Annotated in this window: 19 protein-coding genes; 14 read left to right on the top strand and 5 right to left on the bottom strand. The window is 62.3% G+C overall.

What is annotated here, in order from left to right:
- Positions 1-125: 125 nt before the first annotated feature.
- The 7 genes from REH59_RS26375 to REH59_RS26345 all read left to right on the top strand — a co-directional run bounded on the left by REH59_RS26375 (position 126) and on the right by REH59_RS26345 (position 8,266).
- Positions 126-1,883, top strand: a complete 1,758-nt coding sequence (locus tag REH59_RS26375) for a carbamoyltransferase (RefSeq protein WP_003249431.1) — start codon at positions 126-128, stop codon at positions 1,881-1,883.
- Positions 1,867-2,997 carry a glycosyltransferase gene (locus REH59_RS26370; RefSeq protein WP_014859632.1) on the top strand — a complete coding sequence of 377 codons (1,131 nt, stop codon included), beginning with the start codon at positions 1,867-1,869 and terminating at the stop codon, positions 2,995-2,997. The genes REH59_RS26375 and REH59_RS26370 overlap by 17 nt, the downstream gene beginning before the upstream one ends.
- A complete protein-coding gene (locus tag REH59_RS26365) occupies positions 2,997-3,893 on the top strand; it encodes an antimicrobial resistance protein Mig-14 (RefSeq protein ID WP_014859633.1) in 897 nt (298 codons plus the stop codon). Before REH59_RS26370 ends, REH59_RS26365 begins: the two co-directional genes overlap by 1 nt.
- Positions 3,890-5,293, top strand: a complete 1,404-nt coding sequence (locus REH59_RS26360) for a PIG-L deacetylase family protein (RefSeq protein ID WP_108078318.1) — start codon at positions 3,890-3,892, stop codon at positions 5,291-5,293. Before REH59_RS26365 ends, REH59_RS26360 begins: the two co-directional genes overlap by 4 nt.
- Positions 5,294-5,341: 48 nt before the next feature.
- Positions 5,342-6,298, top strand: coding sequence for a glycosyltransferase family protein (locus REH59_RS26355; RefSeq protein WP_003249439.1), 957 nt, complete (start codon positions 5,342-5,344; stop codon positions 6,296-6,298).
- Positions 6,299-6,363: 65 nt separating this feature from the next.
- Positions 6,364-7,137 carry a glycosyltransferase family 2 protein gene (locus REH59_RS26350; RefSeq protein WP_010955517.1) on the top strand — a complete coding sequence of 258 codons (774 nt, stop codon included), beginning with the start codon at positions 6,364-6,366 and terminating at the stop codon, positions 7,135-7,137.
- A gap of 37 nt (positions 7,138-7,174) precedes the next feature.
- Positions 7,175-8,266: a glycosyltransferase gene (locus REH59_RS26345; RefSeq protein WP_014859635.1), complete on the top strand. Its 1,092-nt coding sequence runs from the start codon at positions 7,175-7,177 to the stop codon at positions 8,264-8,266.
- A gap of 3 nt (positions 8,267-8,269) precedes the next feature.
- Here the strand turns inward: REH59_RS26345 and REH59_RS26340 are convergent, their stop codons facing one another.
- Complete coding sequence (locus REH59_RS26340; RefSeq protein WP_003249444.1) at positions 8,270-8,875, bottom strand: hypothetical protein; 606 nt, start codon at positions 8,873-8,875, stop codon at positions 8,270-8,272.
- A gap of 100 nt (positions 8,876-8,975) precedes the next feature.
- Between REH59_RS26340 and REH59_RS26335 the strand changes: the two genes are divergently transcribed.
- The 3 genes from REH59_RS26335 to hldE all read left to right on the top strand — a co-directional run bounded on the left by REH59_RS26335 (position 8,976) and on the right by hldE (position 13,527).
- A complete protein-coding gene (locus tag REH59_RS26335; RefSeq protein WP_014859636.1) occupies positions 8,976-10,151 on the top strand; it encodes an O-antigen ligase family protein in 1,176 nt (391 codons plus the stop codon).
- Between the two features lie 15 nt (positions 10,152-10,166).
- Positions 10,167-11,975 (top strand): lipid A export permease/ATP-binding protein MsbA, encoded by a 1,809-nt coding sequence (gene msbA, locus REH59_RS26330; protein ID WP_003249447.1) that lies wholly within the window; start codon positions 10,167-10,169, stop codon positions 11,973-11,975.
- 130 nt (positions 11,976-12,105) lie between these two features.
- On the top strand, positions 12,106-13,527 hold the full coding sequence (hldE, locus tag REH59_RS26325; RefSeq protein WP_003249449.1) for a bifunctional D-glycero-beta-D-manno-heptose-7-phosphate kinase/D-glycero-beta-D-manno-heptose 1-phosphate adenylyltransferase HldE: 1,422 nt from the start codon (positions 12,106-12,108) through the stop codon (positions 13,525-13,527).
- Between the two features lie 81 nt (positions 13,528-13,608).
- Here hldE and REH59_RS26320 read toward each other — a convergent pair whose 3' ends face one another.
- The 4 genes from REH59_RS26320 to REH59_RS26305 form a co-directional block, all read right to left on the bottom strand.
- Positions 13,609-14,577, bottom strand: coding sequence for a hypothetical protein (locus REH59_RS26320; RefSeq protein ID WP_003249451.1), 969 nt, complete (start codon positions 14,575-14,577; stop codon positions 13,609-13,611).
- Between the two features lie 58 nt (positions 14,578-14,635).
- A complete protein-coding gene (locus REH59_RS26315; protein ID WP_003249454.1) occupies positions 14,636-15,448 on the bottom strand; it encodes an aldo/keto reductase in 813 nt (270 codons plus the stop codon).
- Positions 15,445-16,620, bottom strand: a complete 1,176-nt coding sequence (locus tag REH59_RS26310; RefSeq protein WP_014859637.1) for an NAD(P)/FAD-dependent oxidoreductase — start codon at positions 16,618-16,620, stop codon at positions 15,445-15,447. Before REH59_RS26310 ends, REH59_RS26315 begins: the two co-directional genes overlap by 4 nt.
- Before the next feature lie 88 nt (positions 16,621-16,708).
- Positions 16,709-17,041, bottom strand: coding sequence for a DMT family transporter (locus tag REH59_RS26305; protein WP_004577390.1), 333 nt, complete (start codon positions 17,039-17,041; stop codon positions 16,709-16,711).
- A gap of 86 nt (positions 17,042-17,127) precedes the next feature.
- Here REH59_RS26305 and REH59_RS26300 point away from each other — a divergent pair, with 86 nt between their 5' ends.
- From REH59_RS26300 to REH59_RS26285, 4 genes are all read left to right on the top strand, one after another.
- Positions 17,128-18,018: a LysR family transcriptional regulator gene (locus tag REH59_RS26300; RefSeq protein ID WP_003249460.1), complete on the top strand. Its 891-nt coding sequence runs from the start codon at positions 17,128-17,130 to the stop codon at positions 18,016-18,018.
- An 11-nt stretch (positions 18,019-18,029) separates the two neighbouring features.
- Positions 18,030-19,301, top strand: a complete 1,272-nt coding sequence (gene waaA, locus REH59_RS26295; RefSeq protein ID WP_003249462.1) for a lipid IV(A) 3-deoxy-D-manno-octulosonic acid transferase — start codon at positions 18,030-18,032, stop codon at positions 19,299-19,301.
- Positions 19,302-19,539: 238 nt separating this feature from the next.
- The gene (locus tag REH59_RS26290) at positions 19,540-21,684 is read left to right on the top strand and encodes a type I secretion system permease/ATPase (protein ID WP_014859638.1); all 2,145 of its coding nucleotides are present in this window, start codon (positions 19,540-19,542) and stop codon (positions 21,682-21,684) included.
- Complete coding sequence (locus REH59_RS26285; RefSeq protein ID WP_014859639.1) at positions 21,681-23,099, top strand: HlyD family type I secretion periplasmic adaptor subunit; 1,419 nt, start codon at positions 21,681-21,683, stop codon at positions 23,097-23,099. Before REH59_RS26290 ends, REH59_RS26285 begins: the two co-directional genes overlap by 4 nt.
- The last annotated feature ends 15 nt before the right edge of the window (positions 23,100-23,114 follow it).

The following is a 23,114-nucleotide window of genomic DNA, read 5'->3' as shown; positions in this document are numbered from 1 at the left end:
GCGGGTGAACCCGCTCCTACAAGGGGGCGGTGTGCCTCCAATGTTTGCGTTATAATCCCGCCCTTTAGCCGCCATCCGCCCAAGAGGCCGCTGGCGCATTTTTACCGAATGAAGAGGCTAATCCCTTGGCATTGACGATTCTTGGCCTGTCCGGCGCCCTTAGCCATGACCCTTCCGCGGCCCTGTACATTGACGGCAAGCTGATTGCCGCCGCCGAAGAAGAGCGCTTCGTGCGTGACAAGCATGCGAAGAACCGCATGCCCTACGAGTCGGCGAAGTTCTGCCTGGAACAGGCAGGCATCAAGCCGTCCGACGTCGACGTGGTAGCCATCCCGTTCGCCCCGATCAGCCTGTTCGGCAAGGCGCGGTGGCACTATGCCAAGCGCTATTGGTACGCCCCGGATCGTGCGCTCGATGCCATCCTGATGGGCAACCGTCGCTACAAGCGCTATCGCAAGAAGATCGTCTGGTGCCTGGAGCAACTGGGCTTCGACCCGAAAAAGGTCAAGATCGAGCCGGTCGAGCACCACCTGGCCCACGCTTCCAGTGCTTATCATTGCTCGGGCTTCAAGGAAAAAACCGCAATCCTCGGCATTGACGGCAAGGGCGAGTACGCCACCACCTTCTTTGGCTACGGCGAAAACGGCAAGATCCACAAGATCAAGGAATTCTTCGACCCGGACTCGCTGGGTGGCCTTTACGGTGCCATCACCGAGTTCCTGGGCTTCGAAATGCTCGATGGCGAGTTCAAGGTCATGGGCATGGCGCCGTATGGCGACGCCAGCAAGTATGATTTCTCGCGTTTGGCCAGCTTCGAAAACGGCGAGTTGGTCATCAACACCGAGTACGCCAACGTTATCGGCCTGCGCCGCTATAAAGAGAAGGGCAAGGGCTTCTACTTCTCGCCAAAGCTGATCGAATGGCTGGGCCCCAAGCGCGAAGGCGACATCGCCGACGAGCCGTACATCCATTACGCCGCCAGCATGCAGGCGCTGTTCGAGAAACTGGCGCTGCAGATGATTGACCATTACCTGGGCGACACCCTGCGTGAAACCGGCAAGCTGGCCTTCGCCGGCGGCTGTGCGCTGAACGTCAAGCTCAACCAGAAGATCATCGCCCGTCCGGACGTGAAAGAGCTGTTCGTTCAGCCGGCCTCCGGCGACGCCGGGACTGCCGTTGGCGCCGCTGCCTATGTGTCCCACGCCCGTGGCGTTCCGGTCGAGAAGATGGAGCACGTCTACCTCGGCCCGTCGTACTCCAACGAAGACGTGATCGCCGCCTGCGCCCGTCACCCGAACCAGCCAAAGTGGCGCAAACTCGAGAACATGCCGCAGCAGATCGCCCAGATCATGGTCGATGGCAACCCGGTAGCCTGGTTCCAGGGCCGCATGGAGTTCGGGCCGCGTGCCCTGGGTGGCCGATCGATCATCGGCTGCCCAAGCGTGGAAGGCGTGGCTGACCGCATCAACCACCAGATCAAGTTCCGCGAACGCTGGAGACCTTTCTGCCCGTCGATGCTCGACACTGTCGCCCCGCAGATGATCAAGGTCGACCATCCCGCGCCGTTCATGACCTTCACCTTCGAAGTCGCCGAAGAGTGGAAAACCCGCGTGCCGGAAGTGGTGCACGAGGACGGCACTTCGCGTGCCCAGGTGCTCAAGCGCGAGTACAACCCGCGCTACTACGACATGATGAAGGCACTGGAAGACCTGACGGGCAACGGCGTGTCGCTGAACACCTCGCTGAACCGTCGTGGTGAACCGATGATCTGCTCGCCGACCGATGCCCTGAACATGTTCTTCGGCTCGGACCTGCAGTACCTGATCATGGAAGACATCCTGGTTGTGAAGGACGGCGCGGCCCCGTATGACCAGCCGCTCTGAACCGCGCATCCTGCAGTTCTGCCATGGCTATGACGGGCCGTTCCTGGACTGCGCCCGTCAGTACGCCAGCCTGTTTCAGGGGCGTGGGTACCAGGTGACCACGGTGTTCCTCACTGGCGCCGCCGATGCGCAGGTGGCGGCTGGCTGTGCGTCGGACGAGGTGCTGTTCCTTGAGTTCAGTTCCAAGGCCGTGCGTGGCCTGAAACTCGGCGCCATCCGCGCATTGCGGCGCATTGCGGCCGAGCGCAATTTCGCTTTCTGCATCGCCCATCGCTTCAAGCCGATCTACGTTGCCCTGCTGGGGACCGGCCTGCCGGTGATTGGTGTGCACCATGCCTTTGGCGACTACCAGCGCAAAGGCCGCCGCCTGTTCGCGAACCTGTTCGGCAAGCGTCTGAGCCTGCTGGGTGTTTCGGACGCGGTACGTGACGATATGCGCCGTTGCTTGCCGCAGTGGCCGGCCGAACGCATCCAGACCCTGTACAACCGCATCGACATCGACGCCCTGCAAGCAGCCCTGGTGCCGCGCGCTGACGCACGCCAGGCCTTGGGCCTGGATGCTCAGGCGTGGATCGTCGGCAATGTCGGGCGCCTGCACCCGGACAAGGATCAGGCCACCCTGTTGCGCGGTTTTGCCCAGGCATTGCCGGGGCTGCCGGCTGGCGCCCGCCTGGCAATCCTCGGCAAGGGGCGCCTGGAGGCCAAGCTCAAGGCGTTGGCCGCCGAACTTGGTATTGCCGGGCAAGTCGACTTTCTTGGCCAGGTACCGGATGCGCGCCGTTATTTCCAGGCTTTCGACGTGTTCGCGTTGAGTTCCGATCACGAGCCGTTCGGCATGGTCCTGCTCGAAGCGATGGTTGCCGGTGTACCGGTGTTGGCCACGGCCTGTGGCGGTGCCCGCGAAGTGGTCGAGGGCGTTGGCGTGCTGTTCCCGCTGGGCGACGCCGCGCAGCTGGCCCAAGGTCTGAAGCACATGGCCGTACTGGACGCTGAGCAGCGCCAGGCCTGTGCCAGGCACATGCTGCAGCGCCTGCATGAGCGTTTCTCTGACCAGGCGGTGCGCGAGGCCTTCTGGCAACTCCCGCAGGTGCGCGCGTTGGTGGGGCAGGCCTGATGCTCAATCGTATCCAGGCCTTCCGCGAACGCGGTTGGCAAGCTATCGATGCCAATGCTTATGCCCAGGCATGGGCGCGCTTTGGCGGCAGTGTTGCCACCCATCCGCTGGTGGTCGAGCAACTGGCGGACCTGGCACAGATCCCGGTGCGTTACCTGGGCTGGCACCAGGCTGGCGAGCTGAAAGCCGCCATCCCGGCCTGGGGGCGTCACCTGGCACTGTCCAAGGACGTGCTGAAGCGTGCTGGCAAGAAGGCCCTGTTCGACCTCGGTAATGCCGAGATCATTCTGCCGGCGGCGTCTGATGCCGCTGCGCCGTTGCGCCATACAATGCGTTACCTGTCCGAACTGAACCAGGGCCGCTTCAGCGGCCTGAAGGCGCAGAAGGAGCAGTTGGCCATGGCCCGGGCGCCTGAAGACCTGTCGAAGAAGTTCCGCTACAACCAGCGCCGTGAACTTCGCCTGCTGGAAGAAGCGGGTGGTGTGGTACGCCCGATCAGCGACTTCAGTGCTCAGGAAATCGCCAGCATGTACTGCGACCTGTTCCTGCGCCGCTGGGGGTTCCCTGCCACCGGTGCCGAGCGTATGGCCGATGTGCTGGGCCGCTTGCGCGAGCTGCTGATCGGCTCGGTGCTGCTGCTGGACGGTAAACCGATTGCCATCCAGCTGGTGTACCGCGTCGAAGCGCCGGAATGGATTAGCGTCGAGTACATCAATGGCGGTGTCGACCCTGAAACCAAGGCCTTCAGCCCAGGCAGCGTGCTGAGCTTCCTCAATACCCAGGCCGCCTGGGAAGACGCCCGGGCGCGCAACAAGCCGCTGCGGTTCTCATTCGGCCGTGCTGACCGTGAGTACAAGGACCGCTGGTGCAACCCTGTGCCGGTGTATCAAGCGTGAGCCGCAAGCAGCAGTTGCTCAAGCGCCACCGGCGCAACAAACGCCTGGGGCTGCTGGCGGGCCTGGTTGCGCTGGTCGCCCTCGGTGTATTCAGCTGGTGGTGGTTGCCACTGCTGTTGTTGCCGCTGCTCTGGGCTGCCCATGAGGCCTGGTTTGCCGACCACCTGTTCTATGCACCGGGTGAGGACTATGCCTACGACTTCGGCGATCAGGTGCGGCAGGTTCCTGCCAGCCTGCACGATGGCTGGCTCAAGGCTGATTGCACGTTGCAGGGCGACGAAACCCTGGTGCTTGAGCTGCGGCTAAAGAGCAGCTGGTTGGGGCGCTTTCTCGACCCTCGGGTCGAGCTGCTGGCTGGCGAACAGGCCGATCGGCAAACGTTCGAGCGTGGCGTCGATGGGGTGCGCTTCCTTAACCTGACCGGCCTTGCTGCGCCACTGCAGGCCGGTACGTTGCGACTGCGCGGCCGGCATTGCCGGCTGCAGGGTCAGCTGCGTCTGTGGATAACCCCCTCGGTCGAGCTGCAGCGGCGCCGAGTGATGGTGATCGCGCCACATGCCGACGACGCCGAGTTGGCCGCGTATGGTTTGTACAGCCAGGCCGACGAAAGCTGGGTGGTGACCCTGACCGCCGGTGAGATAGAGGCCGAGCACTACCAGCAGATGGGCCTGGCAAAGGCCGAGGCCGCGCGCCTGAAGGGGCGCCTGCGTGCCTGGGACAGCATCGCCGTGCCGCGTTGGGCCGGGGTGCCGGAGGCGCATTGCATACAGCTGGGCTACTTTTGCCTGCAGCTGCCTGCCATGCAGGCCGCCCCCGACCAGCCGGCCGCCTCACGTGAAGCCGACCTGGCCGATATCCGCGTATTCCGCCAGTTCAACCCGTTCCCGTTACCGGGCGACCGTGATGGCGCACCCACCTGGCATAACCTGCTGGCCGACCTGCGAGCCTTGCTGGAGCGGGCCAAGCCAGAGGTCCTGGTGATGCCGCACCCGCAGCTAGACCCCCATCCGGACCATATCTGCGCTCAGGCGGCGGTATTGGAAGCCTTGCAAGGCATGACCTGGCAGCCACAAACCTTGCTGTGCTACGCCAACCACCTGCACGATAACGACCGCTGGCCGATGGGCGACAGTGGCGATGGCGTGGCTTTGCCGCCGCAATTGAGCGCTGCCCAGGCCTGGGCACCCTGCAGCCTGGTGCTGGACTGCGCGACCCAGCGCGACAAGGCCATGGCCCTGGGCATGATGCACGACCTGCAGCCGCCGGCACCGTTCAAGCGCCGCCTGCGCCGCCTGCTGCAACGCTGGCTTGCCGGGCGACAGCCATCGCCTTATGGGGAGAACGAATTCTTCCGCAAGGCCGTGCGCCGACACGAACTGTTCTGGCGGCGTGAGCTGTAAGCACGCCCCATGGTTGACCGCGAAGGCGCAGAGCGCCCAAGGAAAGCAATGAAAGTCCTATTTCTGGTGCAGAAGGAACAGCGGGCGATTCTTGACCGCCTGTACGATGGCGTCGCGGCCAACTGCGAGTGCGACCTGCGCTGGCTGACCAGCCAGGATCAGCGCAACCTGCGCCGTTACTTCAAGCGTGAGGTGCAAGTCGAGCGCTATGACCGCATCGTGTTCTTCCTGCGTTTCAAGCAGGAGATCCGCCAGGTGGCCTTCATCCGCACTGTGCCGAACCTGGTGATTCTCGAGCACGACGCCTACCAGAACTACATCCCGTGCAAGTACACCGGCAAGTTCAGCGCTCATTACCGTCAGTTGCCATGGGCGCGGGTGATCAGCTCCGGCTACATGGTCAGCGAGCGCTTGCGCCAGGAAGGTTTCGACGCGGTGTTCGTGCCCAAGGGCTATGACGAGCAGTTGCTGGCTGACCAAGGGCGTGAGCGTGATATCGAATTGGCCTTTGTCGGCAGCGTCAACAGCGTGGCCTACAGCGGCCGCAAGGCACTGCTGGACGAGTTGGGGCAGGTCGAGAACCTGTTGGTAACCCGTACCAAGTCGGGCGAGGACTACTGCAACACGCTCAACCGTATTCGTTTCTTCGTCAGTGCCGATGTCGGCATGGGCGAGTACATGATCAAGAACTTCGAAGCCATGGCCTGTGGCTGTGTGTTGCTGGCTTACGACCAGGGCGAGGAAGAGAACCGTGCGCTGGGCCTGCAAGACATGCACAACGTGGTGTTCTATGACAACATCCCGACCCTTCAGGAAAAACTCCGTCGCTTGCGCGCCAACCCCGAGCTAGCACGGCAGATTGCAGAAAATGGCCGCCATCTGGCGGTTTCCCGTTTTAGTTTCGGCGCAGTTGGACGTAGCATCGTCGACCACATGCGCCCTGCGCTCAGGCCCCATCCGCCACTGTCTGCGTGGCAGCGGCTGCGTCTGAAGCTGGGCATCTAAATAAGAGCTTTCACGCCCAGGAGCGGGTTGTTGAAGGCCGACAGTCGTAATGCGGAGGGAATCCGGTGCGCTTTTCAAATGAGAGTGACGTCACGCTTGTCGTGACCAGTTGTGGGCGGTTCGATCTGCTCAAAGACACCCTTGAGAGTTTCGATCGCTACAACACCGCGCCCATTCGCGAGGTATTCATCACCGAAGACTCTGGCGACGATGCTGTGCATGCCGCTGTGCCGGCGCACTGGAAGCCGCACTGCAAGGTGTTCGTCAACCGGCCCAAACTTGGCCAGTTGCCGTCTATCGACCTGGCCTACAGCCAGGTCAAGACGCCGTACATTTTTCACTGCGAAGACGACTGGCAATTCTATCGCCAAGGCTTTGTCGAAGACTCGCAGGCCATCCTGGATGTCAGTCCCAACATCTTGCAGGTCTGGTTGCGCAGCCATGCCCACGACCTGGCCATCCACAGCCCGTACATCCACTTGGGCGATCGCCAGGTGATCGCCGGGGTGCCGTGCTATCCGCTGCTGTCCGACAAGGCCGAGTGGCAGGCGTTCTCGCTCAACCCTGGGCTGCGCCGATTGAGCGATTACCAGCGCTGTGCGCCATTTGCCGCCTATGCTGGAGAAAAGGCGCTTTCCCGTCGCTACGCTGAGTTAAATCTGACAGCGGTCACCTTGGAGGGTGACGCAGTATTGCACACTGGATTCGGCAATCACGTGACCTTGCCCATTGAAGTGGAGCGTAAGGCCAAGCGTCGTCAGCGTGATCGGTTGAAGCTGGCATTGACGCTGGTTGCGGGGGCCTTGATCGGCATGGGAATCACCATTTTTGTTCAATGAAGTCGCTGTCCCACCTGACTTGAGCGGGAGAGGGCCCATGAACATCGTCAATATGATGTGGGCGGGTGGAACGCCTTACATGTCCATCCACAAGGTGCATCGGCAGGTCTTGTCGAATGCGGGTGCCGATGCCCGGATCAGTAACTGGCTGTTGCTGGGGAGCGGGCTCTGCTGTGGGCTCGGTTCGACCCGGGAATGGCATATGCCCTCACGTGCGCTCAAAGGGCGGCACTTGTGGCGCTTGCTGCGTCCGTGGCTGCGCATGCGCTTGCGCAAGGCATTGGCCGAGGCTGGGGCAGAAGTGGTGCTGCTCGACGGTATTGGTGTCGCCCGGTTGGTGCTGCCGTTGTTGCAGCGCATCACGCACGTGCGTGCCAAGGTACTGTTCCATGGCAAGACGCGGCTGCATGCCAGCGATATCCGCTTGTTGCGGAGTTTTCCGTCCGAGCGTCTGAGTATCGCGGCGGTATCACAGACGTTGGCCGAGTCGCTGGAGCGTGACCTGGGCAGGCCGGTGCAGACGCTGCGCATGGCGCTCGACCCGCTTGCATTCGTCGAGCCTTTGCTGAACCGGGACCAGGCCAGGCAGGCGCTGAAGTTGCCTCAGGGCGCCGAGGTGATGCTGGGTGCGGTAGGGCGATTGGTAGAGAGCAAAGGCTTCGAAATGCTGATCGAGGCATTCGCCAGGGCCAGTGCACGGCAACCGGGCTTGCAGCTGGCGATCATTGGCGAGGGGCCGCAGCATGCCGTGCTGCAGCAGCGTATCGACGCGTTGGGCCTGGCCGAACGCGTTCATCTGCGCGGTCACCGCGAAGACCTGCAGCAGCTGTATCGGGCATTCGACTGGCTATTGGTACCTTCGCGTTCCGAAGGCCTGGGGCTTGTGGTGCAAGAGGCGGTGATGGCCGACGTACCGGTGGTGTGCAGCGACCTGGAGGTGTTCCGCGAGCAGTTGCGCGACACGGGTGGCTACCTGCCGGTTGCCGACGAAAGCGCCTGGGCTGAGGCGATCGAGCGCTGTGCGGTGCTCAGTGCATCGACGATCGCCGCGAAGCAGCGCCAGGCACTGGCACCGGAGCAGGCCTGGCAGGCGTTCTGCAGCGGCTCGCAGAGCCTGTTGCGCAGTTGACGCTCAGCGTGTCAGCAAGGCTGCCTCGAAGGCGGCAAGGGGGAACCGGTCGCCCAGGTTCTCCCGCTCGATATAGCGCACCATGTGCTGCACATTGCGTCGAATCATGCGGGCTGACAGTGGCGGGCGCAGAAAGCGCATGTCGGCCACGTCGATCAAGCCCAGACGCTGGTCGGGGGTGACCACCACGTTGCCCAAGTGCAGCGAGCGGAAATAAACGCCGCTGCGGTGCAACTGGCGGATCAGTTCGATCAGGCGTGGCAGGTAAGTGTCCCAGCTGAAGCCGTCATCGCGCGACATCTGCAGCAGCGTCCGCCCAGGTAGCGGGCGATACAGCACCGCAGTGCGGCCCGGCAGGTCGAGCTTGTGCTGGCTGATCACTTCGAGGGTAGGGATGCCCAGTTGCGCCAGGCGCGCGGCGTTATCGACGAAACGCTGCGAGTAAGGACGTAGCAGTGCAGATGAAATCAGCCGCTTCCTACGAAAAACCTTGAGGAAATTTCCATCTGTGAGCAGGTAGACTTTGGCGCCATGGCTGTCTGCCTCAAGCACCTGTGCGCCGAGTGTCAGCTGATCGAAGTCGACCTGGGTGAGCCGGGAGCATTGCATGAATAGAGCCTTGTCGTCTGGCGATCAAAATGACCGGCAATAATGCCGAAAATAATGCTGTAGCACCATGGATGGTGTTTCTGATTCATCGGGGGAAAGGATGTTGTATCAAAAAAACTGGGCACAAGCGTGGTTAGGTTTGGGCCTGGTCTGGTTCCTGGCGGCGATTGCCCTGGCACCCAGCAACAAGGTTTATCAGCAAGGTCTGGTGTTGTTCTTGTGGCTGCCAACGCTGGTATTGGCCTGGTCGGCCCGAGGTGTGCTGGTGCAAGCCTGGAGGCGGCAACCGGCGCTGTGGGGGAGTGTGCTGCTGCTGTTGGCCTGGAGCGGCCTGAGCCTGGCATGGTCGCCCGCCGAGGAGCCCATGCGCGAGCTCAAGCGCTTGCTCTACATCCTGGTGTTCCTGCTGGCGTTTCCGCTGTTGGCCCAGCTTGGCCAAGCCCGCATTCGTCAGTTATTGCTGCTTGGCAGCGCGCTGCTGGCCATCGCTGCGTTAGTCTCCATCATCAAGTTCTATGGGGTGCAGCGTGCGCCTCTGCTGTTCAGGCTGGCGGGTATCGGCGAAATATCCCACCCCATCCTGGGGGCCTATGTCATTGGTTCGGCTGTGCTCTTGATGCTCTACGAGCCTCCTCGGCGGCGTGGCTTGCAGGTGTTGTGGCTGGCGGCACTGGCTTGCCTGGGGGCCTTCGCCATGCTCAGCCAGAGCCGTGGTGCGGTTCTGGCACTGGTGATTACCGTGGTGATGGCGCCGTTGTGGTTCCGTGACCGCCACAGCCGGGTGTTCTCTGTTCTGGCACTGCTTGCCACCGGCCTGGCCTTTTGGGCCGTGTACGACGTTATCGCCCAACGGGGCTCGTCCTACCGGCCGGAAATTTTCCATGCCGTGGTCCAGATGATAGCCGCGCACCCTTGGACTGGTCTTGGTCTGGGGGCTGCTTACGAAGTGAGCGCCGTCGGCATGCACTTCGATCACACCCACAACATGTTCACCCATGTTGCCGTTGAGATGGGCTTGCCCGGCATGTTGCTGTGGGTAATGGTGTGGCTGTTCACGCTGGGCGAAATCGTGCGCGCCCGTGGCACCCTGCTCGGCAAGGTCCTGCTGGGCTTCTGGGTCTATTCGACCCTGGCCATGCAGTTCGATGCCGCCAGCCTCACCGGTACGCCACGTGCCGAATGGTTCATCAGCTGGCTGCCGGTGGGCCTTGCCATGTTGCTGCCATGGGGGCGTGCCGAAAATGACGCCTGTGGTAAAATTGCCGGTTCAACCTGAACAGCGAGCTCGATAATGGCCGAAACACCGCGACCAGCGGAGCACACCTCCAGCCTGAAGATCTACTTCCGGCTGTTGAGCTATGTGAAACCCTATGTCGGCATTTTCCTGCTGAGCATTGTCGGTTTCGTGATCTTTGCCTCGACCCAGCCAATGCTGGCCGGCATTCTCAAGTACTTCGTCGATGGGCTGAGCAACCCCGAAGCGGTATTGTTCCCCAACGTCCCCTACCTGCGTGACCTGCAATTGCTGCAGGCGGTGCCGCTGCTGATCATCCTGATCGCTGCGTGGCAGGGCCTGGGCTCGTTCCTCGGCAACTACTTCCTGGCCAAGGTCTCTCTGAGCCTGGTGCATGACCTGCGGGTGGCGTTGTTCAACAAGCTGTTGGTGTTGCCCAACCGCTACTTCGACAACCACAACTCCGGGCACCTGATTTCGCGCATTACCTTCAATGTGACCATGGTCACTGGCGCCGCTACCGACGCCATCAAGGTGGTAATCCGCGAAGGCCTGACCGTGGTGTTCCTGTTTGCCTACCTGCTTTGGATGAACTGGCACCTGACCCTGGTGATGGTTGCCATCTTGCCGGTGATCGCGGTTATGGTCAGCATCGCCAGCAAGAAATTCCGCAAGCAGAGCAAGAAGATCCAGGTAGCCATGGGCGACGTCACCCACGTTGCCTCGGAAACCATCCAGGGTTACCGCGTGGTCCGTAGCTTCGGTGGCGAGGCCTACGAGCAGCAGCGATTCGGCCAGGCCAGCCAGAGCAACACCGACAAGCAACTGCGCATGACCAAGACCGGCTCGCTGTACACGCCGATGCTTCAGCTGGTGATCTACAGCGCCATGGCTGCGCTGATGTTCCTGGTACTGTTCCTGCGCGGTGAGTCCACTGCCGGTGACCTGGTGGCTTATATCACCGCTGCCGGCCTGCTGCCCAAGCCGATTCGCCAGTTGTCGGAAGTCAGCTCGACCATCCAGAAGGGCCTGGCAGGTGCCGAAAGCATCTTCGAGCAGCTGGACGAAGCGCCTGAAGTGGACACTGGTACGGTCGAGAAGGAGCGCGTGGAAGGGCGCCTGGAAGTGCGCAACCTGAGCTTCACTTACCCGGGTACCGAGCGTGAAGTGTTGAGCGACATCAGTTTTGTCGCCGAGCCCGGGCAGATGATCGCCCTGGTCGGCCGCTCCGGCAGTGGCAAGTCTACGCTTGCGGCCTTGATCCCGCGCTTCTATCACCACGACAAGGGGCAGATCCTGCTCGATGGCGTGGAGATCGAGCACTATCGCCTGCGCAACCTGCGTCGCCATGTTTCGCAAGTCACCCAGCATGTCACCTTGTTCAACGACACCGTGGCCAACAACATCGCGTATGGCGATCTGGCCGGCGCGCCGCGCGCAGACATCGAAGCCGCCGCGGCCGATGCCTATGCCAAGGAATTCGTCGACCGGCTGCCAAAGGGCTTCGATACCGAAGTGGGTGAGAACGGTGTACTGCTTTCCGGGGGCCAGCGCCAGCGCCTGGCAATTGCCCGTGCGCTGCTTAAAAACGCGCCGTTGCTGATCCTCGACGAAGCGACGTCGGCGTTGGATACAGAGTCCGAGCGGCATATCCAGGCCGCCCTGGACCACGTGATGCAAGGCCGTACCACGCTGGTGATTGCCCATCGCCTGTCGACCATCGAGAAGGCCGACCAGATCCTGGTCATGGACCAGGGCCGCCTGGTCGAGCGCGGTACTCACACCGAGCTACTTGCGGCTAATGGCCATTATGCCCGTCTGCATGCCATGGGGCTGGATGAGCCGGCCAAGGCCGATATCACCTGAACCCTCCTTGATCGGGGCCGTTATGGCCCCGATTGTCACGGGAATTTTCCAGGGTTGATCTGGCCATAAAGCCATTGACTACCCTGTGCTAATATCCTGCCCCTGTTCATTATTTCCATATGGGTTGCCCATGAAGTTGTCCATGCCGCGTTTCGATCAAGCCCCGGTACTGGTGGTCGGCGATGTCATGCTCGACCGCTACTGGCATGGCGGTACTTCGCGTATTTCGCCTGAAGCGCCAGTCCCGGTGGTCAAGGTCGATCAAATCGAGGATCGCCCCGGCGGCGCGGCCAACGTTGCCTTGAACATTGCTGCGCTGGGCGCGCCGGCTTCGCTGATCGGCGTCACCGGCCAGGATGAGGCTGCCGACAGCCTGGCCAACAGCCTGCAGGCTGCGGGTGTCCGTTCGGTATTCCAGCGCATCGCGCACCAGCCGACTATCGTCAAGCTGCGGGTCATGAGCCGTCACCAGCAGCTGCTGCGTATCGATTTCGAAGAGCCGTTCGCCACCGACCCACTGTCGCTGGGCGCGGAGGTCGACAGCCTGCTCGAAGGCGTCAAGGTGCTGGTCCTGTCCGACTACGGCAAAGGTGCATTGAAGAACCACCAAAACCTGATCCAGGCGGCGCGGGCCAAGGGCATTCCGGTGCTGGCCGACCCCAAGGGCAAGGACTTCTCCATCTACCGTGGCGCCAGCCTGATTACCCCGAACCTCAGCGAGTTCGAGACCATCGTTGGCCGTTGCGTCGATGAGGCCGAACTGGTTGCCAAGGGCTTGCAGTTGCTGCAGGACCTGGACCTGGGCGCCCTGCTGGTCACCCGTGGCGAGCATGGCATGACCCTGCTGCGCGTTGGTCAGCCGGCGTTGCACCTGCCAGCGCGAGCACGCGAAGTGTTCGATGTGACCGGTGCCGGCGATACTGTCATTTCCACCCTTGCCGCAGCCATTGCCGCGGGTGAGGACCTGCCCCATGCGGTGGCCCTGGCCAATCTGGCAGCGGGCATTGTGGTCGGCAAGCTGGGTACGGCTGCCATCAGCGCCCCTGAGCTGCGCCGGGCCATCCAGCGTGAGGAAGGCTCCGAACGCGGCGTGCTGGGCCTTGAGCAACTGCTGCTGGCCATTGATGACGCGCGGGCGCACAACGAGAAGATCGTCTTTACCAATGGCTGCTTCGACATCCTGCATGCCGGGCATGTCACCTACCTGGAACAGGCGCGGGCCCAGGGTGATCGCCTGATCGTTGCGGTAAACGACGATGCTTCGGTCAGCCGCCTGAAAGGGCCGGGCCGGCCGATCAACAGCGTTGACCGGCGTATGGCCGTGCTGGCCGGTTTGGGCGCGGTGGACTGGGTGATCAGTTTCCCGGAAGGCACCCCGGAAAACCTGCTGAGCCAGGTCAAGCCGGATGTGTTGGTCAAGGGTGGAGACTATGGCATCGACCAGGTGGTTGGCGCTGATATCGTCAAGGGCTATGGCGGCACCGTGAAGGTGCTGGGGCTGGTCGAGAACAGCTCGACCACGGCGATTGTCGAGAAAATTCGCAAGAACTGATCTGACCTTGGGGCCGTTGTGGCGGCCCTCGGCTGGGGCGGGTTTACCCGCCCCAGCAAGCAGGCGAAAGCTCCCGGGATGTCACTTGTTCAGCGAGGTCCGCGCCCGCTCCAGCAGCGCTCGCGCCTTGTCGCCAAACCTTTGCAAGTGCGACGCCCTTGCGGGCTTGCTTTCCACCAACCCCTGCTGCTTCACCCAATCCTTCCAGCGTACCCGTTCATCTGCCACCACCCAGCCTTCCTGCCGGGCAAAACTTTCTGCCAGGTACAGCCCACGCGTACTCGCCGGCACCAGCTCATCCTTTTTCAGCGTGTACAGCTCTGCCAGTGGCTGGCCGTCCTTCAATGGCATCAGGTACAGGTCGGGGCGTTTGCGGTTGAGCCGCGCCACCAGCTGGTCGCCCTCCAGCCGCTCGTCAACGTGGAACAAGCTGAGTTTCTTGGCGTCCCGGGGCACTTGCAGGCGCATGTCATAGATCAGCTGTAGCGAAGCGGTGGGCAAGTGCACATAGGCCCGTGGGCGCTCCAGGAGCATCAGCTTGCCGCAATGCACCGGGCGTGCGGCACCGGACTCCGGAGCCAGCACGAAGTGGGGTGTTTCGCGGTAGTGCAGGGCGGCGGCGTAGGGGATGGGCAGCCAGGTGTCGTTGAAGCGCCCGCCCAGCCAACCTTCCGGGGTTTCCAGCAGGCACTCTTCGGCCACTTCCTGTACGGCCGTGTGCAGCGGCAGGTTCAGCTCCTGCGCCGGTACATAACCGGAAATCAGTTTCAGTACCACATCGCCACGGTCTTGTCGGCGCTGACGCACCAGTACCCAGTAATCGCGGTTCTGCCAATGCAGCGTGAGGCGCACTGACACGCCCAGGTTGGCCAGTTCGACCACGAAGTGTTGTGTATCGGGTAACTGGATGGCCTTGCGCCGTTGCTGGGTCTGGGCAAAGTTCAGCGGCATGCCGATGCTTTGGTAAATCAAGCCTTCGGGCGTGGCCTCGACATGCAGTGGCAGTGTCTTGAAGTTGCTCGGGTTCTTGCGGATCAGCGTTCGCGCCACGAGGCTCCTCCTTGCGTCGGGTCAGTCTCCAGTCCCTGAATCGGGAGCCTGAGGTAACTCAATGCTGGCCCAGGATACGGGCGACGGTGGCCACGTTGTGGGCCAGGTGCAACGGGTTGATGGTGCCGACAATAGCACTGCTGACGCCCGGGTGGGCGAACAGCAGCTCGAAGCTGGCCTGCACCGGGTCGACGCCCGGGGCCAGGCAGATATGCCCGCTCGCCAAGGCCTTCTTTACCAGGATGGCCTTGCCGTGTTCGGCAGCGTAGTCCAGCACCGGGCGTTCTGCCTGTTCGTTGAGGTTGTAGGTGACCATGGCGCAGTCGCCTTGCTCCAGTGCCTTCAGGCCGCCGGCGACGGTCTTGCCGGACAGCCCGAAACCGAGGATCTTGCCCTCCTGCTTGAGTTCGGCCAGGGTCTGGTAGACCTCCTGCTGTTCGAGGATGGCCAGGTCGTTGCCGTCGGAATGCACCAGCACCAGTTCGATGCGGTCGGTTTCGAGCCGGCGCAGGCTGCGCTCCACCGAGCGGCGGGTGTGGGCAGCGCTGAAGTCGAAATGCGACAGGCCTTCCTCGAACTCTTCACCGACCTTGCTGACGATTACCCATTCATCGCGTTGGCCGCGCAGCAGCGGGCCCAGGCGTTCTTCGCTACGGCCGTAGGCCGGGGCGGTGTCGATCAGGTTGATGCCAAGCTCGCGGGCCTGGGCCAGTAACAGGCGGGCTTCCTCATCGCCGGGGATCGTGAAGCCAGTGGGGTACTTCACGCCCTGATCGCGGCCCAGCTTGACCGTGCCGAGGCCCAGTGGAGAGACCGTGAGGCCGGTGCTGCCCAGCGGGCGATGGAATGCGTGCAGGGTTGGCAGGCTCATGGCAGCAACTGCTCCCAGGCCGGTACGCTCAGTGGAGGGCGTGGGAGGTCGGCCAGGTCGGCCTGTGCTTGTGGACGAATGCCGTCGCGCTCCAGGTGGCTGATTACCCGGTCGCTGAAATCCGGTGCCAGTGCCAGTTTGGTCGGCCAGCCCACCAGCAGGCGCTGCTGGTCGGCAAGGAAGGCGTTGTCCGGGCGTGCCAGGCCGGATTGTGCAGGCTCAGCGCGGTCAACGCGCAGTGTGGCCCAGCGCACCAGGCTCTGATCGACCCAGGGCAGCAGGTTGGCGATTTCCTTCTGCGCTGCAGCAATCTGCGCTGCAGGCTCGCGCGCCACGCCATCGGCTTCGGCCAGGTCCCCACCGAGGTACCAGACCCACTGGCCATCGGCTGCCGGATGGGTGGTCACCGTTACCCGCGGCTTGGGCCCGCCGCCGAGGCAGTGGGCGTACAAAGGTTTCAGGTTCGGGCCCTTGGCCATGACCATGTGCAGCGGGCGGGTTTGCATGGCCGGCTGATCCAGGCCCAGCGCCTGCAGCAAGCCTTCGGTGCCGGCTCCGGCACTCAATACGATGCGCTGGGCACGGATTTCCCGGTCGTCCACGCGCAGGCCGACCAACGCATTACCTTCACGCAAGGGTTCGATGCGTTCACCTGCCAGCAAGGACTCGCCGGCCAGCTCGGCCAGGTTGGCCAGCAGGCTCGGGACATCGACCACCAGTTCCGCCAGGCGGTACACCTTGCCCTTGAACGCGCGGTCCTGCAGTGCCGGTGGCAACTGGTCACCCTTGACCTGGTCGACCCGGCCGCGCACGGCCTTGCTGGCGAAGAAGCTTGTGAGGTTGCCGGCCAAGGTGCCCGGCGACCACAGGTAGTGGGCATCGGAGAGCAGGCGGGTACGCCCGAGGTCGAGTTCGCCGTTGCCGGCCAAGGCCTCGCGCCAGCGGCGCGGCATGTCGGCGATGGCTTCCGAGGCACCGGTCAGGGCGCCGTGCAGGGCGTATTTGGTGCCGCCGTGGATGATGCCCTGCGACTTGATGGTCTGCTCGCCGCCAAGGCTGGCGCGCTCCACCAGCACTGTCGAGTAGCCCAGGCGGCGCAGGCGGGCATTGAGCCAAAGGCCTGCGACCCCGGCGCCGACGATCAGCACGTCAGTGGAAATGGCAGATGGCATGGCGGTACCTCGAAGACTGGGACAGCTGGCAAGTATACAGGCTATACCTGAGATGGCCCTATCGTCGGCGAGCCCCGCACACGGGCTCTCAATGCCCAGCGGTCTTCGAGAACAGCTGAATCACCACCACGCCACCCACGATCATGGCCATGCCAAGCATCGCCGGCATATCCAGCTTCTGCCCATAGATCACCAGCGCCGCCACACTGATCAGCACAATCCCCAGCCCCGACCAGATGGCGTAGGCAATCCCCACCGGAATGCTGCGGACCACCAGCGTCAGCATCCAGAACGCAATGCCATAGCCAACCACCATCAGCAGCAGTGGCAACGGCGTGCTTAGGCCTTTCACCGCCTTCATCGAGGCGGTGGCGATGACTTCGGCGCAGATGGCAATGGCGAGGTAGGTGTAGGCATTCATGGCGGGATCCTCCGTTACTGAGCGGGCATTCTAGACCTTGCCTGGATGGGGTAAAGTCATTACCTATCAATGTGGGAGATAGGTTGATGGCCGAGCAGTGGAACCTTGAACAATTGCGTACCTTTTTGCGCGTTGCAGAACTGCGCTCGTTCTCCGCGGTGGCACGTGAGCAGCACAAAGCCCAGTCTGCGATCAGCAGTGCCATCGCGCTGCTCGAAACCGACCTAGGGGTCACCTTGTTCGAGCGCAGCAGCGGCCGGCAACCGAAATTGACTGAAAACGGCAGCGCCTTGCTGGAAGACGCCCGCGAATTGTTACGCCAGTGCGAACGCCTGGATGGCCGCGCCCTGGCCCTGATGCGCGGGCAGGAGGCCTTGCTGCGGGTCGCGCAGGACGAAGCCATGCCGTATCAGCCGGTGATCGACAGCCTCGACGAACTGGCGAGCCGCTACCCGTTCCTGGAGGTGCAACTGGCCAGCGGAGCCCAGGGCGATGTGGCGCGCAAGCTGGTGGAGCGGCGCGCCGATCTGGGCCTGTTCTTCCTCCACGAAAGCATCCCGGCTTCCTTGGAACGCCGTGCCTTGGGCAGCGTGGAGATGGTCACGGTGTGCGCGGTCGGCCACCCGCTGGCGGGCGAAGGCCGGGTCACTCGCCAACAATTGGCCCGCCACCGGCAGTTGCTGATCACGCCACAACAAAGCGGTTACCCTGGCGGCGAGGCGATCAGCCCGCAGGTATGGCGTGCCGACAGCTTCTACGCCATGGCCGAACTGCTGATGCGCGGCCTGGGCTGGGCCTGGTTACCCCGGCATGTGGTGCAGTATCCGACCTACCAGGCGCACATGGTCGAACTGGACAGCGACTGGCGGCCGCCGGCCCTGGTGGCAGAGCTGGCCTGGCGCCGCGATGAACCTCTGGGCCCGGCCGCGCAGTGGCTGGCCGAGCGCTTTGCAGTGCACCTTCGCGCGATCGGGTAGACTTAGCCGCCATGAACAGAACTCTCTATACCTTGCTGTTTCACCTGGGCCTGCCGCTGGTTGCGCTGCGCCTGTACCTGCGCGCGCGCAAGGCGCCGGCCTATGGCCAGCGCATCGGCGAGCGCTTTGCTTTCAAGCTGCCGGCCATGCGCCAGGGTGGTATCTGGGTACATGCGGTATCGGTGGGCGAGAGCATTGCTGCCGCACCCATGGTGCGTGCCTTGCTCAAGGCTTACCCGGAGCTGCCGATCACACTGACCTGCATGACCCCTACCGGCTCTGAACGCATTCGCGCCCTGTTCGCCAACGAACCACGCGTGCAGCATTGCTACCTGCCCTACGACCTGCCTTGGGCGGCGGGGCGTTTTCTCGATCATGTGCAGCCTAAGCTGGGCATCATCATGGAAACCGAGCTTTGGCCCAACCACATTCACCAGTGTGCCAGGCGCGGCATTCCGGTGGCGCTGGCCAATGCGCGCTTGTCCGAGCGCTCGGCCCGTGGCTATGGGCGCTTTGCCAGGCTGACCCGGCCGATGCTGGCCGAGATGAGCCTGATTGCCGTGCAGACCGAAACCGAGGCCCAGCGCTTCCGTGACCTGGGTGCACGCCCTGAGCGCGTGCAAGTCACCGGTTCGATCAAGTTCGACCTGACGATCGACGAACAGCTGCTGCCGCGCGCCAGGGCATTGCGTGAACAGTGGGGGGGCGGCCAGCGCCCTGTGTGGATCGCCGCCAGCACCCATGAAGGGGAAGATGCCTTGATCCTGCAGGCGCATCGGCAGTTGTTGCAGGTGCATGGCGATGCCTTGCTGATCCTGGTGCCGCGCCACCCCGAGCGCTTCAATGCAGTGCATGCGCTGTGCAGCGAGCAGTTCACCACCGTGCGCCGCTCTGCCGGCACGCTGGTCGATGCGCAAACGCGGGTATTGCTGGGCGACACCATGGGCGAACTGCTGTTCCTGTATGCCCTGGCCGACATTGCCTTCGTCGGTGGCAGCCTGGTGCCGACCGGTGGGCACAATCCGTTGGAGCCTGCGGCGCTGGCCTTGCCGGTGCTCATGGGGCCGCATGTGTTCAACTTCCTCGAAATCAGCGCGATGCTGCGCGAGGCGGGTGCCTTGCAGCAGGTGGATGATGCTGACGGGCTGGCCGGTGCGGTGCGCCGTCTGGTGGAACTGCCGCAGGACGCCCAGCGCATGGGCGAGGCGGGCAGGGCGGTGATGCGGGCCAATCAGGGGGCGCTGCAGCGATTGCTCGAGGGTCTGGGGGCCTTGATCCGCTGATAACCGACATATCCACTCAAAGACCCGGTCTAGAGTGGATATGTCTGATTCTGGTTATTTATTCCTACGGCGTAAGTTATAACTTCCTACACTGGATTTCTCGCCGTTAGGAAACTTCCTACGAATAGACTTTAAAAGTCAGAAGTGTCACACGCTTGCGTCGGAAGCTTGTAGGACGTTTGTCCTATTGCTTCGGGCTAGTATCGCCTCATGTCCGGTTTTCATAAGAGGTGGCGTGATGGCTGATTTATCTGATGGCAATGCCAACACTATTGAAAGTGGGCTGGTGTGTCTTATCACGCTGGCGCGTTACCATGGTGTTGCCGTCTCTGCCGAGCAGTTGCAGCACGATCATGCAGCAGCGGGTGAGCGGTTCTCTACCGGCACACTACTTCGGGCATTTCAGCAACTTGGCCTCAAGGCCAAACACCGCAGCGTCGATCCGGCCCGGCTGCAGCAGACGCCCTTGCCCGCTATTGCAGTGGATACCCGTGGTGAATACTTCATCATCGCGCGCGTGGAGGGCGAGAAGGTTCTGGTGCAGGACCCGCATTCCCGCGCGCCGCAAGCGCTGACCCTCGCGGAACTGGTGGTGCGCTGGTCGGGAGAACTCATTCTGGTTCGCTCCGATGCCCAGTTGCCCCTCGGGCTGTCGCGCTTCGACTTTACCTGGTTCATTCCTGCCCTAGTGAAGTACAGGCGGCTATTTGGCGAAGTGCTCGTGGTTTCCCTGGTCATTCAAATACTGGCTTTGCTGACGCCTTTGTTCTTTCAGGTGGTAATGGACAAAGTCCTGGTGCATCGCGGTTTGACCACGCTGGATGTTATCGCCTTGGGGTTGTTGGTCGTCGTTCTGTTTGAAACATTGCTGAGTGGGTTGCGTACCTATGTGGCAGGTCATACAGCGTCAAGAATCGATGTCGAACTGGGTGCAAAACTGTTCAGGCATTTGATCGATCTTCCAACTGCCTACTTTCACGCCAGGCGAGTCGGTGACTCGGTTGCCCGAGTGCGAGAACTGGAGAACATCAGAAGTTTCCTGACCAACAACAGCATCACGCTAGTGCTGGATGTGCTGTTCTCGGTGGTCTTCATCGCTGTCATGTTCATCTATAGCGGATGGTTGACGCTGGTCGTCGTTGGCTCGCTGCCTTTCTATTTTCTCGTATCCCTGGTCGTTACTCCGCTACTGCGGGCGTTGATTGATCAAAGCTTCCAGCGCGGCGCCGAGAACCAGGCTTTTTTGGTCGAGGCGGTCAACGGCATCGACACACTGAAGTCGATGGCCGTGGAACCTCAGGTGACCCGGCGCTGGAATGATCAGTTGGCCGCTTATGTATCTGCCAGTTTCAAGACCCAGAATCTTTCAAGTCTCGCCAATGAAAGCGTCGGCCTGATCGGCAAGCTGGTCACGGTAGCCACCTTGTGGCTGGGGGCCCGGCTGGTCATCGAAGGCGCACTCACGGTGGGCGAGCTGATCGCCTTCAACATGCTCGCAGGGCGCGTGTCGCAGCCCATCATCCGCCTGGCCCAACTCTGGACCAGCTTCCAGCAGACAGGGGTATCGATTCAACGCCTGGGCGACATTCTCAACACCCGTACCGAGGTCAACCAAGGCAAGGGCACGGTGCTGCCCACACTTGTCGGGCAGATCGAGCTCGATCGTGTGTGTTTTCGCTATCGGCCCGACGGGGGCGAAGTGGTGCGCGATGTCAGCCTGAAGATCGCCGCCGGAGAAGTGATAGGCGTTGTAGGTCGCTCGGGGTCAGGCAAGAGCACGCTGACACGCTTGATTCAGCGGCTGTACTCACCTGAGCGGGGGCGGGTATTGCTCGACGGTGCTGACCTGGCGGTAGCCGATGTGGCGTCACTGCGTCGGCAGATCGGCGTGGTGTTGCAGGACAACGTGCTTTTTCGGCGCACCGTGCGCGAGAACATTGCCCTCGGCAACCCAGCAGCACCGCTTGAAGAAGTGATCGCCGCAGCGACACTGGCGGGTGCTCACGAGTTCATCCTCGAATTACCGGATGGCTACGAAACCCTGATTGGTGAGCACGGCGCCAGCCTGTCGGGTGGGCAGCGACAGCGCATAGCCATCGCCCGAGCGCTGTTCGGCAACCCACGCATCCTCATTTTCGACGAAGCCACCAGTGCGCTGGACTATGAGTCCGAACGAATCATCCAGCAGAACATGGCGCGGATTTGCGCGCAGCGCACGGTCATCATCATTGCCCATCGGCTTTCGGCAGTACGCCATGCCGACCGCATCGTGGTCATGGAGCGTGGGCAGATCATCGAGCAAGGGACTCATGATGAGCTGCTGGGTTATCCACAGGGCACCTATGCCTACCTGCATCAACTGCAGCTCGGGGCCGCCGTATGAGTGTGGCGTTTAAGGACCTTGCCGAGCGCTACCGGGATGCGTGGAGGACGGCATGGCGCAAGCGCCGGTGCATGGATGGCCCCGTACGTGAACCCGACGAACTGGCCTTTTTACCTGCGGCACTGTCCTTGCAAGAAACGCCAGTGCATCCCTTGCCGCGCTACCTGCAGTGGAGCCTATTGATGTTCATTGGGCTGGCGCTTGCCTGGGCTTGCATCGGTGAGATCGATGTCATCGCCAGTGCCGAAGGCAAGATCGTGCCCAGTGGCAGGAGCAAGTTGATACAGGCCAGCGAGGTCGCGGTGGTGCAGTCGATCCACGTCGTCGATGGCCAGCCGGTGCGCAAAGGCGATGTGCTGGTCGAGCTGGAAGGGCAGTTGACCGAGGCTGACATCAAGCGTTTGGGCAGCGAACTGCTGGCTGCACAGATCGACCAGGCCCGCGCCAGCACACTGCTGAGTGCGCTGGACGGCGATGTGGCACCTGCCTCCCTGGCACCCTTGATACCGCAGGCCACGGCCGCGCAGCAGGCAGGCGCGCAGCGCTGGCTGGAGGGGCAATACCTGGAGTTGCAGGCCACGCTGGAACAGGCCGATGCCGAAATCGGTCAACGCGCTGCCGAAATCCGTTCCGCCCAGGGCCGGGCTGACGCGCTCCGGCAACTGTTGGTGATCACCCGCCAACTGACGGCGGATTACAAGCTGTTGTTCAGTGAATCGGCGGTGGCCAAGCACACCTACCTGGAAAAGGAGCAGGCCCGCCTGGAGCAGGAGCGTGAACTGGCACTCCAGCGCTCGCGCATAGACGAACTGAACGCTGCACGGCTTGCTGCTCAGCACCGCCGTAGCGGTGCCATTGCCCAACTTCGCAGAGCCATGCTCGACCTTCACGGTGAGGCGCAACGGCGCATTGCAACCCTTGAGCAGGAGTTGAACAAGGCCGAGCAGCGGCATCGCCTCAAGGTACTGACATCCCCCGTTGACGGCACCGTCCAGCAGTTGGCGATCCATACACAGGGCGGGGTGGTTACACCCGCGCAGACACTGATGGTCATTGTGCCGACGGGCGAGCCGGTGGAAGTGGAAGTGAAAGTCGAGAACAAAGATATCGGCTTTGTATATCCGGGGCAGCCAGTGGAAGTGAAAGTTGAGACGTTCACGTTTACCCAGTACGGGGTTGTCCCGGGGGTGGTGGAGAGTATTTCTGACGATGCCATTGAAGATGAGAAGCGAGGGTTGGTTTATAGCGCTCGAGTCCGCCTGGGTAAGGAAATAATGCGTGTAGGAAAACAGGATGTTCCGTTGACGGCGGGTATGTCAGTGCGTGCGGAGGTTATTACGGATAAGCGCAAGGTTATAAGTTATTTTCTAAGGCCTTTGCGGCGACATGTGCAGGAAAGTTTAACGGAGCGCTAAGTGATTACTGGTGAG

The organism is Pseudomonas sp. BO3-4, assembly GCF_034044115.1.
Lineage (GTDB): Bacteria > Pseudomonadota > Gammaproteobacteria > Pseudomonadales > Pseudomonadaceae > Aquipseudomonas > Aquipseudomonas alloputida.
The sequence above is the reverse complement of the archived record's forward strand: the minus strand, read 5'-3'. Positions and strand labels throughout refer to the sequence as shown.